The sequence below is a fragment of the Streptomyces sp. NPDC029138 genome (genome assembly GCF_055564375.1).
This window is the reverse complement of the sequence record NZ_JBVHWM010000003.1, coordinates 44,861-56,014: the sequence shown is the minus strand read 5'-3', so window position 1 is coordinate 56,014 and position 11,154 is coordinate 44,861. Positions and strand designations below refer to the sequence as shown.

At 75.9% G+C, this 11,154-nt stretch carries 11 protein-coding genes; 10 read left to right on the top strand and 1 reads right to left on the bottom strand.

What is annotated here, in order from left to right:
- The first annotated feature begins 227 nt into the window (after positions 1-227).
- The 8 genes from ACZ4WH_RS04225 (at position 228) to ACZ4WH_RS04190 (ending at position 8,816) form a co-directional block, all read left to right on the top strand.
- Positions 228-1,643, top strand: a complete 1,416-nt coding sequence (locus tag ACZ4WH_RS04225) for a PfkB family carbohydrate kinase (RefSeq protein WP_468176414.1) — start codon at positions 228-230, stop codon at positions 1,641-1,643.
- A 604-nt stretch (positions 1,644-2,247) separates the two neighbouring features.
- Positions 2,248-3,246 (top strand): glycosyltransferase family 9 protein, encoded by a 999-nt coding sequence (locus ACZ4WH_RS04220; protein ID WP_468176412.1) that lies wholly within the window; start codon positions 2,248-2,250, stop codon positions 3,244-3,246.
- Positions 3,236-4,177: a glycosyltransferase family 2 protein gene (locus ACZ4WH_RS04215; RefSeq protein WP_468176410.1), complete on the top strand. Its 942-nt coding sequence runs from the start codon at positions 3,236-3,238 to the stop codon at positions 4,175-4,177. The genes ACZ4WH_RS04220 and ACZ4WH_RS04215 overlap by 11 nt, the downstream gene beginning before the upstream one ends.
- 365 nt (positions 4,178-4,542) lie before the next feature.
- Entirely contained in the window at positions 4,543-5,475 is a 933-nt protein-coding gene (locus ACZ4WH_RS04210) for a glycosyltransferase family 2 protein (RefSeq protein ID WP_468176408.1), read from the top strand.
- A gap of 141 nt (positions 5,476-5,616) precedes the next feature.
- Positions 5,617-6,150, top strand: coding sequence for an STAS domain-containing protein (locus ACZ4WH_RS04205; RefSeq protein WP_468176406.1), 534 nt, complete (start codon positions 5,617-5,619; stop codon positions 6,148-6,150).
- Between the two features lie 139 nt (positions 6,151-6,289).
- Positions 6,290-7,540, top strand: coding sequence for an ANTAR domain-containing protein (locus ACZ4WH_RS04200; RefSeq protein ID WP_468176404.1), 1,251 nt, complete (start codon positions 6,290-6,292; stop codon positions 7,538-7,540).
- A 519-nt stretch (positions 7,541-8,059) separates the two neighbouring features.
- Entirely contained in the window at positions 8,060-8,254 is a 195-nt protein-coding gene (locus ACZ4WH_RS04195; RefSeq protein WP_468176402.1) for a hypothetical protein, read from the top strand.
- Between the two features lie 106 nt (positions 8,255-8,360).
- Positions 8,361-8,816: an RpiB/LacA/LacB family sugar-phosphate isomerase gene (locus tag ACZ4WH_RS04190; RefSeq protein ID WP_468176400.1), complete on the top strand. Its 456-nt coding sequence runs from the start codon at positions 8,361-8,363 to the stop codon at positions 8,814-8,816.
- Between the two features lie 106 nt (positions 8,817-8,922).
- Here ACZ4WH_RS04190 and ACZ4WH_RS04185 read toward each other — a convergent pair whose 3' ends face one another.
- Positions 8,923-9,288 carry a DUF6479 family protein gene (locus ACZ4WH_RS04185; protein WP_468176398.1) on the bottom strand — a complete coding sequence of 122 codons (366 nt, stop codon included), beginning with the start codon at positions 9,286-9,288 and terminating at the stop codon, positions 8,923-8,925.
- A gap of 173 nt (positions 9,289-9,461) precedes the next feature.
- Here ACZ4WH_RS04185 and ACZ4WH_RS04180 point away from each other — a divergent pair, with 173 nt between their 5' ends.
- Positions 9,462-9,836 carry a four-helix bundle copper-binding protein gene (locus tag ACZ4WH_RS04180; protein ID WP_468176396.1) on the top strand — a complete coding sequence of 125 codons (375 nt, stop codon included), beginning with the start codon at positions 9,462-9,464 and terminating at the stop codon, positions 9,834-9,836.
- Positions 9,837-9,961: 125 nt separating this feature from the next.
- Positions 9,962-11,149: an acyl-CoA dehydrogenase family protein gene (locus ACZ4WH_RS04175; protein ID WP_468176394.1), complete on the top strand. Its 1,188-nt coding sequence runs from the start codon at positions 9,962-9,964 to the stop codon at positions 11,147-11,149.
- Positions 11,150-11,154: the final 5 nt, after the last annotated feature.

The following is an 11,154-nucleotide window of genomic DNA, read 5'->3' as shown; positions in this document are numbered from 1 at the left end:
GGCGCCGACGCCCACGGCCGGCGGGGTGCGGATGGCCGGCGGAGTGTGGATGGCGGGCCGGGGCGCGACGGAGAGCCCGACGCCGGTGGCCGGCCAGGTGTCGATGGCGCCGGTGGCCGGCCGGGTGCCGACGGCAAACCCGGTGTCGTAGGGCGGCTGGTGGGTCGCGCCCGCACCGTCGGCCGGGCCGCGCCCGGCGCGCCCATAGCCCCCAGGAAGGGACAGGCATGACCACCTCCCAGACGCCCCTGGTCGTCGTGGGCGACGCCCTGCTCGACCATGATCTGTGCGGCCGGGCCGAGCGGTTGGCCCCGGACGCGCCCGTCCCCGTCGTCCACGGCACCCGGCGCAGCTCCCGCCCCGGCGGCGCCGCCCTCGCCGCCTGCCTCGCGGCGGCCGACGGACGCCCCGTCACCCTGGTCACCGCCCTCGGCGCCGACGCCGCCAGCGACACCCTGCGGGAGCTGCTGGCGGGCCGGGTCGGTCTGGTCGAGGTGCCGCTGGAGGGCACCCTGAGCAGCAAGACCCGCGTGCTGGCCGGGGACCGGCCGCTGCTCCGCCTCGACGACGGCGAGGGCCGGGCCCGCGAGGCGACCCAGGAGGCGGTGTCCACGATCGCCGGGGCCGGAGGCGTCCTCGTCGCAGACTACGGCCGCGGTACCGCCGACGTCCTCCGGGACGCGCTGACGCACACGGCGGCCCCCATCGTCTGGGACCCGCATGTGCGTGGCAGGCCTCCGGTCCCCGGCGTCCGCCTGGCCACGCCGTCGGCCCAGGAGGCCCGCGCCTTCGCCCGGCAGCTCGACGACGCCGAGCCCGGCGACGCGGCCGGGCTGCGCACCGCCGCCCGGGACGCCCGCGCCCTGGTGCGGGCCTGGCAGGCCCGGGCCGTCGCGGTGACCCTCGGCGAACGCGGTGCCCTGCTCTCCCACGGCGAGACCCCGCTGCTCGTGCCGACCCCGGCCGCCGCCACGGGCGACCCCTGCGGCGCCGGTGACCGGTTCGCCGCTGCCGCCGCCGGCCTGCTCGCCGACGGCGCCCTCACCGAGGCCGCCGTACAGGCCGCCGTCCATGCCGCCACCCGCTACGTCACCGAGGGCGGCGCCCGCGCGGTCGCCGTCCCGGACCAGCCGGAGACGGCCGAGGAGCCGCCGGGCGACGGCGACACCACCGCCGACGCCGTACGCACCGCCGCCCGGGTGCGGGCGGCGGGCGGCACCGTGGTCGCCGCGGGCGGCTGCTTCGACCTGCTGCACGCCGGACACGTCGCCCTGCTCCAGGCCGCCCGGCGGGCCGGGGACTGCCTCATCGTGTGCGTCAACTCCGACGACTCGGTACGCCGCCGCAAGGGCGACGGCCGCCCCCTGGTCCCGGCCGCCGACCGGGTGCGGGTGCTGCGCGCCCTGGAGTGCGTGGACGCCGTGGCCGTGTTCGACGAGGACACCCCCGAGCGCATCCTCGGCGAACTCCGCCCGCACATCTGGGCGAAGGGCGGCGACTACGCCCGGACCCGGCTGCCCGAACAGCCCCTCGTGGAGAGCTGGGGCGGCCAGGTCCTCCTGCTCCCCTACCTCGACGGCCGCTCCACCACCGGCCTCGCCCGCCGCGCGGCCCTGACCCCCACGGGAGGAGACGAGAGGTGACCACCGCGCAGCCACGAAGTGCCCGCCCCTGGCCGAACGCCCCGGCAGCCCACGCACCTGCCGAACACGCCCGGCGCGCCCCGGGCCCGCGGGACAGGCTGGTGAGCGTCCGGTGCGTTGCTGGTGCCTCGGGCCGGGCTGCCGTGCGTCCGGTGCGGGCCCTGGGTGGTGGGGGTGTGGGCGCAGGGTGTGTTGCTGGTGCCTCGGGCCGGGCTGCCGTGCCGGCTGGTGGCGTGGGTGCTGTGCGTCCGGTGTGGGCCTTGGGCTGTGGGGGTGTGGGCGCAGGGTGTGTTGCTGGTGCCTCGGGCCGGGCTGCCGTACCGGCTGGTGCCGTGAGTGTCGCGGCCTGGCGGGCTGGGGGGCCGGGCTTCGGGTGCCTCGGGCGTGCCCGGGGCCGGCATGCCGTGTCGACCGGGGGCGTGCGCGTCCCGCCCTGGCCGCGCATCCCCGACCGGGACGGACCGTCGACCGGAGGCGTGGGCATCGTGCCCTCGCCACAGGCCCCCGACCCGGACGCGCCGCCCGCCCGTGTGGCCGGTGTCGGAGAACGGAGCCCGGCCCGCCGTCCGTCCCTTGCTTCCGCACGCAACGGAGGACCCACTCGGTGACCCGTACCCCGACCTCTGCCCCGAACCCCCCGACCGTGCTGGTCCTGCGCGCCCTGGGCCTCGGTGACCTGCTGGCCGGTGTGCCCGCGCTACGGGGCATCCGGCGGGCGTTCCCCGGTCATCAGGTCGTCCTCGCCCAGCCGCCGGGCCTCACCGAACTCGCCCTGGAGACCGGGGCGGTCGACGCCGTGTTCCCGGCCGAGGCGCCGGGCCGCGCCGTGCCGGACCTCGGCCACTGGCCCGGCCCGCCCCCCGACGTGGCGATCGACCTGCACGGCAACGGCCCCGAGAGCCGCGACGCCCTGGCGGCCCTGCGTCCGCGCCGGCTGCTCGCCCACGCCTGCCCGGACGGCCCGCCGTGGCGGGGCCAGGCGAACGAACGGGATCGCTGGTGCGCCTTCCTGCACGGCTACGGCATCCCGGCCGACCCCCTGGACCTACGGCTGCCCCCGCCCACCACGCCCTCCCCGGCCCCGGGCGCGGTCGTCGTGCACCCCGGCGCGGCCTCGGGTTCCCGCCGCTGGCCGGGGGAACGGTTCGCCGCGGTCGTACGGTGCCTGCGCGCCGCGGGTCACCACGTGGTCCTCACCGGCGGTCCCGGTGAGCACGCCCTGGTCCGTTCGGTCGCCGAACACAGCGGCCAGCGCGGCGGCGACGTGCTGACCGGCGGCCTGCCGTTCGCGGAGCTGTCCGCGCTGGTCGCCGACGCGTCCCTGGTGCTCAGCGGCGACACCGGCCTGGCCCATCTGGCGGTGGCCCACGGCACCCGCTCCGTCACCCTCTTCGGACCGGTCTCCCCGCGCCTGTGGGGGCCGCCCCCGAGCCCGGACCACCTCGCCCTGTGGAAACCCGGCCCACCCGGCGACCCGCACGGCCGCACCCCCGACGCCCGCCTGCTCCGCATCCGCGCCGGGGAGGTCGCCGCGGCCTGCTTGATGCTTCTGCGGGACGTCCGTGGTCGGCAGGCCGGAGCGGAGGTGGCGCATGTCCACTGAGCAGGCACCGGGCCGCGTCCACCGGCCCCCGACCCCGGGCGACCCGCGCATCACGGTCGCCGTCATCACCCGCGACCGCAGCGCCAGCCTGCTGCGCACCCTGGACGCGCTGGCCGCGCTGCCCGAGCGACCGCCGGTCATCGTCGTGGACAACTCCCGCGACGACACCACCCGCCGCGCCGTGGCCGGCCACCCGGCCATCGCCCGGTTCCTGCGCCCCGCCGCCAACACCGGCGCCCTGGGCCGCAATCTGGCCGTCCGACACGCCGACACCCCGTACGTCGCCTTCAGTGACGACGACTCCTGGTGGGAGCCGGGGAGCCTCGCCCGTGCCGCCGACCTCCTCGACGAGCACGCCCGGCTCGGCCTGCTCGCCGCCCGCACCCTGGTCGGCGACGAGGCCGCCGAGGACCCCCTCAACGCGGTGCTCGCCGCCTCCCCGCTGCCGCTCGAACCGGACCTGCCCGGCCGCCCGGTGCTCGGCTTCCTCGGCTGTGCCTGCGTGGTCCGCCGGGAGGCCTTCCTGGACGCCGGGGGCTACCACCCGCTGCTCTTCTTCGGCGGCGAGGAGACGCTGCTCGCCTACGACCTGGCCGCCGCAGGCTGGGGCGTCGTCTACGAACCCTCCCTGCGCGCCCGCCACCACCCCGAGGACCACGACCGCACCGGCCGCTCCTTCCTCGTCCGGCGCAACCACGTGCTGACCACCTGCCTGCGCCGCCCCTGGCCGGTCGTCCTGCGCGCAGGCGCCGACCTCGCGCTGGCCGCAGCGGCCGGCCGCCCCGGTGCCCGCCGCGCCCTCAAGGAGACCGTCGCCCGGTTCCCGGCCGCCCTCGCCCGCCGCCGGCCCCTGCCCCCGCGCGTCGAACACGCCGCCGGCCTGCTCGACCACGAGAGGGCCGACCGCCCCGGGAGAGGCGCCGGTCAATGACCCGGGACCCGCCCTGACGACCCCCTGGGAAGTGCCGCGCGGTGATCCGATCCGCAGCCGGTCTGGCCGCGCGCGGAGAGGCGCCGGGCAATGACCCGGGACCCGCCCTGACGACCCCCTGGGAGGTGCCGCGCGGTGATCCGATCCGCAGCCGCCCTGACCACGCACGGAGAGGCGCCAGGCCATGACCGGGGACCCGCCCTGGCGACTCCTGGGAGGCGCCGCGCGGTGATCCGATCCGCAGCCGGTCCGATCACGTACGGAGAGGCGCCAGGCGATGATCCGAACCCCTCACCACGCGCGGGGAGGCGCCAGACGATGACGACCCCGACCCGCCCTGACCAGCGACAGGGAGGCGCCGCCCGATGACCCGCACCGCGCCCGAGGACCGTACCCGGACCGCCCCCGACGACCGTACGACCGTCGTCCTGATCACCCACAACCGTCGTGACGAGCTGCTGCGCACCCTCGCCCTGCTGCGCCGGCTGCCCGAGCGGCCGCCGGTGATCGTCACCGACAACGCCTCCACCGACGGCACCGCCGAAGCCGTCGCCCGGGACTTCCCGGAGATGACCCTGCTGCGCCCCGGCCGCAACCTGGGGGCCATCGGCCGCAACCTGGCCGTCCAGCGGGTGCGCACGCCCTACGTCGCCTTCTGTGACGACGACACCTGGTGGGATCCCGGCAGCCTGCGCCGGGCCGCCGATCTGCTGGACGCCCGGCCCCGGCTCGCGGGGGTCACCGCGCGGATCGTCGTGGAACCGGAGGGCACCGAGGACCCGGTCGTGCGCGAGCTGCGCGAGTCCCCGCTGTCCGGCCCCGACTGGCTACCCGGCCCCGCCCTCGGCTCCTTCCTCGCCGCCGCCACCGTGCTGCGCACCGAGGCCTTCCGCGCCGGCGGCGGCTTCCACCCCGGCCTGTGGCTCGGCGGCGAGGAGGAACTGCTCGCCTGCGACCTGCTGCGCCAGGGCTGGTGGCTCGCGTACGCCGAGGAACTCACCGTCCACCACCACGCCTCCCGGCTGCGCGACAGCACGGCCCGGCGTGTCCTCGGACTGCGCAACACGCTGTGGTTCACCTGGCTGCGCCGCCCGCTGCTGCCGGCGCTGCGCCGCACCGGGCACCTCATCCGGACCGTGCCCCGGGACGCCGCCTCCGCCCGCGCGTTCGCCCACGCCACCGCCGGACTGCCCTGGGTGCTGCGCCAGCGCGACCCCGTACCGCCGGACCTGGAACGCCGGCTCGCCGCGCTGGAACGTGCCCGCAGGGACTCACCCGCCCGGCGGTACGTCGGCTGAGGCCCCTCCGGTACGACACGCCCGGAGACGTCGTTGCATCCCCATCCGGGCCCGGGCACAGTGATGTCCCGGTCAAGACGCGGCCGGCTGATCCTTCCTCCCCCTCCAGGAAGCCTGATCCCCGTGGAAACCCGCACACCCATGGAAAACGGTCAGCCGTCCCCCGCCCGTGTCCGCCCCGGCGGCCCGGCCCCGCTGCTCCTGCAAACCGTGCACGAGCACCGCCCCGGGCCCGGCGGCATCAGCGTCCTGAAGGCCCGGGGCACGGTGGACGCCTCCAATGCCCGGCTGTTCTCCGAAGCCCTCGCCGAGCACGTGGCCCACGCCGGCCAGGCCGGAGAACACCCCCTGCTCGATCTGAGCGAGGCGTATCTCGCCTGCGCCGACGCGGTCCGCTCGCTGGACCGGGCGACCGGGGCCCTCGCCCACGCCGGCCGCGCCCTGTCCGTCGTACAGCCCCGGCCGCATGTACGGGAGGCCCTGACCTCGGCGGGCCTGCCGGGCATCCGGGTGCACGCCACCCTGGCATCGGCCCTGGAAGCTCTGACATCCCGCGAACCGGCCCGGGAACCGGCCCGCGAACCGGCCCGAGAGCAGGTGCGCGAACCAGCCCGAGAGCAGGTGCGCGAGCCGGCGTACGAACCGGCCCGTGCCGAGCCCGGCGGCCTCGGATAGCGACCGCGCGGACCGTCGCTCCGCCGCCCGGCGCGGTGGATGGCGCCGTTGACGGCCCGGGGCCTACCGTGCGGGGTGGGGCGCGAAGGTCAGGAAGAGGCCGATCGAGTTCTGTGGGACGTCCTGACTGGGTGATGCGATGAAACCTTCTTCCGGCCGACCGGCGGCACCGGCTCCCCTCGTCATCGAGTCGTCCGTGGTCGAGGGGCTGCCCGCCGAGGGCGCCCTCCTGCTGCGCATGTCGGGCAGCCTCGACGCCGACGGCGCCCAGGCCTGGTCGGAGGAGCTGCGCGGTCACCTGGAACAGGCGGACCGCGCGGGACTGCGCCCCGTGCTCGACATGGCGCACGTCCAGCTCGGCGGCGCCGCCGTGCTGCGCACGCTCAGCGAGACGACCCGGGCGCGCACGGGACGCCCGGACCTGATCATCGTCCGCGCCCGGCCGGGGGTCCGCGAGGCGGTGCACCTGGCCCGCCTGGACGGCGTCCAGTTGTACGCCACGCTGGACGAGGCCCTGCGCGAGCTGGCCCGCGCCGCCTCCCGGGTGGAGGAACTGCCCGCCTGGCGGTCCCAGATGGAGGACCCGCTGCGGCCCTCGTACGAGGACCTGTACAAGGAGGTCCGCGCGCTGCGCGCCCGGGTGCGCACCGCGCCCGTGATCGGTATGGCGCAGGGCACGCTCATGGTCCGTTACGGACTGCCGGACTCCGGCAGTGCCTTCCGGGTGCTGCGCGAGGCCTCGCAACGGTTCAACGTGCCGCTGCGGGTCCTCGTCTCCGCCGTGGTGGTGGCCCGGCCCCCGGACGGCGACGTGTGGTTCCCGGGCCGCCGCTCGCTGCCGGTGCCGCAGCTGCGGATGCTGGCCCGCGGCGGCCGGGACCCGCGCTACCGGCGGCAGATGATCGACGCCGTCCTGCACGAGGCGCTGGCCATCGGCCGGGCGCCCGCCGGGTATGTGCAGTTCGTGGACCCGGCCGTGCACGCCCTGACGCTGGAGACCCACTACGGCTGCGCGGAGACGTTCCTCGACCAGCTGGTGCGCGGCCGGGGCGACGGCACCGCCGACGCGGCGGCCCGGCTACGGGGCCGCCAGGTGAGCGTGCCCGACGTGGCGACGGACGCGCAGCTGTCCGACGACTGCCGGCGCGCGCTGCTGGCCACCGGCACCCAGGCTGTGCACAGCGTCCCGGTGCTGTCCTCCGCCGGCTCGTGCACCGGCGTGATCACCCTGCACTGGCCCGAGGCCGGCCACCGGACGACCGCCGCGCAGGCCGAGGCCTTCGCCCTGCTGGCCTCGGACACGTCGGCCTGGCTGAGCTGGTACCACCGCTCGGTGCTCCTGGACGCCCTCGAACACCTCCACCGGGCCCTGACCCGCCCGGCGTCGTGAACCAAACCCACGGGGCGCTGAGCGGACCCGCACGGTGAGCCGGACCCACCGGGGGCTGAGCGAGACCCACCGGGCGCTGCCCCGACCGGCGTCGTGAACCAGACCCACGGGGCGCTGAGCGGACCCGCACGGTGAGCCGGACCCACCGGGGGCTGAGCTAGACCCACCGGGCGCTGCCCCGCCCGGCGCGGTGAGCCGGATCTCCGGCGCTGCCCCGACCGGCGCGCTGAGCGGGACCCGCCGGGCGCTGAGCGGGACCCACCGGGCGCTGCCCCGACTCGCGCGCTGAGCGGGACCCACCGGGCGCTGAGCGGGACCCACCGGGCGGTGAGCGAGACCCACCGGGCGCTGCCCCGACCCGCGCGGTGAGCGCGACCCGCCGCCCGACCCACCGGCGGACCGTGTCACCCGCCCCGTGAGCCAGATCCACCGCCGGCATGCGTCACCCGCGCCCCCCTGGGAACCCGGACCCCGCACGGAGCACGCACCATCACGCACCATCCGGAGGGAGTCCGGCGCATGTCCAATCCGCAGCAGCCCGAACAGCGGCGCAGTGACAAGGGTGGCGCCACCCCGCAGGACAGCGGCGAGCTGAAGGCCCGCCAGACGGCCGGCCAGGACGCGGGCGCCCGCCCGCACGGCTCGGACAAGGGCGGCAAGGGCGGGGGAGAGGGCGGCGGGGTGCCTCCGGCACAGCAGCCCGACCACCCCTGACCTCGCACCATGCCTGATGCCCTGCCCGAACGGCCCCCTGCGGGGCCGTTCGGCATGTCCGGCCACGCCGCCCGGTCACCAGGCGCTACGCGCTACGCTCCGGAGTATGCGGATCTCCGTCTCCTCCGACATGGACGAACCCGTGGCCCGTCTGCTGGTCGCGGAGCTGCGGCGCCGCGGTCACGAGGTACGGGAGCACGGCGCGCTGCGGCCCGGGGCCGACGCGCAGTGGGCGGTCTGTTCGGAGGCCGCCGCCCGGGAGGTGGCCGAGGGCGCGGCCGATCAGGCGGTGGTGTGCTGCTGGACCGGCACCGGCGCGTCCATCGCGGCCAACAAGGTGCCGGGCGTGCGGGCCGCGCTGTGCACGGACGCCGGCACGGCCGACGGCGCGCGGCGCTGGAACGACGCCAACGTCCTGGCGCTGAGCCTCAGGCTGACCTCGGAACCGGTGCTGAGGGAGATCCTCGACGCCTGGTTCGCGGCGGAGCCCAGCCAGGACCCGGAGGACCGGCAGAACGTGGCCCGCGTCGGCCGCCTGGACGCCGCCCGGATGTCTTCCTAGGGGCGTACGGCGGTCCGGCGCGGGCCGGTGTGCCGGTATCGGTGGGACCGGGATCGGTGCGGCGAGAGGACCGGGGGGCGGTGGGTCCGGATCGGTCGAGCCGGGCTCAGTGGGCGCCGAGTCCGCCGCCGCCGAACGAGCCGCTGGACCCCTTGCTCCAGCGCGGGCGATCCTTCGAATCGCTGGTCCGGGTGTCCATGTTGGTCAGCTCGTACGGGGTAAGCGGGCGGTCGCCCTTGGGAATCCGCGGTATCTCCGCGGACTCCCTGTTCTCCCGGACCTCGTGCACCGGTCCCTCCGGCGGCAGCTGGGGCTGTTCCTCGGGGCGGGGGCGCGGGGACTCGCGGTATCTGACGCGAGAGGTCATCCAGAAGCCGCCGGCGAGCAGCGTGAGCACGCCGATGGCCACGACGAACAGGACGAGGCTCATCAGACCGCTCGCCGCGGCCAGCTGCATCGATGCGATGTTCATAGAACAGAGATACCCATCCAGACCCGGACGAACCCGGACACTGTGGGTCGCGGCTACTGGCTGGGCGGTGACCGCTCGTCCGGCCTGGACGGCGGCTGCCGCGGGCGACCCGTGGACGGCGGTCCGGCCGGGGACAGTGGTTTGTGGCCGCCCGCCCCGGCTACCCGCACGGTGTGACATCGCCGACTTCGCAGCAGCAGCTCTACCGGTTCCTGGAGGACCGTTTCACCTGTGCCCAGGCGTGCACGGAGTGCGCCCGGGCCTGCGCCGTGCGCGCGAGCCTGGTCGACCCGGACGGGAGCGAGCACCAGGAGCGGGCGCGTCGGCTGGGGATCATGTGCGCCGAGGTGTGCGACGCCACCTGCCGCGTGCTGTGCGAGGAGAACCGGCAGGACGAGGAGGCGATCCGGGTCCGGGTGGACTGGTGCCGCTCCGTCTGCCTGGAGTGCGCCCGCGCCTTCGACGAGCACCCCGGCGCCGAGTCCGCCGCGGCAGCCTGCCGGGCCTGCGCCGACGCCTGCGCGGACTTCCTGGAAACGCTCAGGTGAGTGCCTGATCCGAAACCGCCTCCGAACCCGCCTCCGAATCCGCCCGGGCTCCGGCATTCCCAATTTCTGAAACAGGTTCTACGGTGTGCGCCGTCAGGACCGCCCTTGGGGAGCCTGGAGGCGCCGTGCACCTCGACCACACGCCCGCGCAGCAGCGGCTGCGCACCGAACTGCGCGCCTACTTCGCCGAGCTGGTTCCGGCGGGCGCCTACGCCCGGTACGCCGATCCGGCCGCGCAGAAGCGGTTCTACCGCGACACCATCCGCCGGCTGGGCGCGGACGGCTGGCTCGGCGTCGGCTGGCCCGAGGAGTACGGCGGACGCGGCATGACCGCGATGGAGCAGTTCATCTTCTTCGACGAGGCCGCGCAGGCCGGCGTCCCTCTGCCGCTGATGGCGCTGAACACGGTCGGGCCGACGATCATGCGGTACGGCACCGACGAGCAGAAGGCGTACTTCCTGCCCCGCATCCTCTCCGGCGAGATCGACTTCGCGATCGGCTACAGCGAGCCCGGCGCGGGCACGGATCTCGCGTCCCTGAAGACCCGCGCCGTCCGGGACGACGAGAGTGGGGGAGAGTACGTCGTCAACGGCCAGAAGATCTGGACGACGAACGGCGACACCGCGGACTGGGTGTGGCTGGCCGTGCGCACCGACCCCGAGGCCCCGCCGCACAAGGGCATCACCATGCTGCTGGTGCCGACCTCCGATCCCGGCTACTCCTGCACCCTCATCCGCACCCTCGCCTCCCACGACACCACCGCGAGCTACTACGAGAACGTCCGCGTCCCCGTCTCCCGCCGCGTCGGCGCCGAGAACGAGGGCTGGCGGCTGATCACCAACCAGCTCAACCACGAACGCGTCACCCTCGCCGCCCACGGCACCATGGCGATCCGCGCCCTGCACGACGTACAGCGCTGGGCGATGGAGACCAAGCTCGCCGACGGCCGCCGGGTCGCCGACCTGCCCTGGGTGCGCCGCCTCCTCGCCCGCACCCACACCCGCCTCGACGCGCTCAAGCTCCTCAACTGGCAGATGGTCACCGCCGTCCAGGACGGCACGCTCACCCCGCAGGACGCCTCCGCCGTCAAGGTCTACGGCTCCGAGGCCCGCCGGGACGCCTACGCCTGGCTCATGGAGATCGTCGCCGCGGCCGGCCCCCTGAAGGACGGCTCGGCGAGCACGGTCCTGCACGGCGAACTGGAACGCGGCTACCGCTCGGCCGTCATCTTCACCTTCGGCGGCGGCAACAACGAGATCCAACGCGAGATCATCTCCTGGATCGGCCTGGGGATGCCCCGCGTTCGGCGTTAGCCTGC

Bases quoted from the DNA above. Each gene is read 5' to 3' on its own strand.
- ACZ4WH_RS04225 (WP_468176414.1), top strand. From the start codon at position 228: ATGACCACCTCCCAGACGCCCCTGGTCGTCGTGGGCGACGCCCTGCTC.
- ACZ4WH_RS04215 (WP_468176410.1), top strand. From the start codon at position 3,236: ATGTCCACTGAGCAGGCACCGGGCCGCGTCCACCGGCCCCCGACCCCG.
- ACZ4WH_RS04210 (WP_468176408.1), top strand. From the start codon at position 4,543: ATGACCCGCACCGCGCCCGAGGACCGTACCCGGACCGCCCCCGACGAC.
- ACZ4WH_RS04205 (WP_468176406.1), top strand. From the start codon at position 5,617: ATGGAAAACGGTCAGCCGTCCCCCGCCCGTGTCCGCCCCGGCGGCCCG.
- ACZ4WH_RS04200 (WP_468176404.1), top strand. From the start codon at position 6,290: ATGAAACCTTCTTCCGGCCGACCGGCGGCACCGGCTCCCCTCGTCATC.
- ACZ4WH_RS04195 (WP_468176402.1), top strand. From the start codon at position 8,060: ATGTCCAATCCGCAGCAGCCCGAACAGCGGCGCAGTGACAAGGGTGGC.
- ACZ4WH_RS04190 (WP_468176400.1), top strand. From the start codon at position 8,361: ATGCGGATCTCCGTCTCCTCCGACATGGACGAACCCGTGGCCCGTCTG.
- ACZ4WH_RS04185 (WP_468176398.1), bottom strand. From the start codon at position 9,288: ATGAACATCGCATCGATGCAGCTGGCCGCGGCGAGCGGTCTGATGAGC.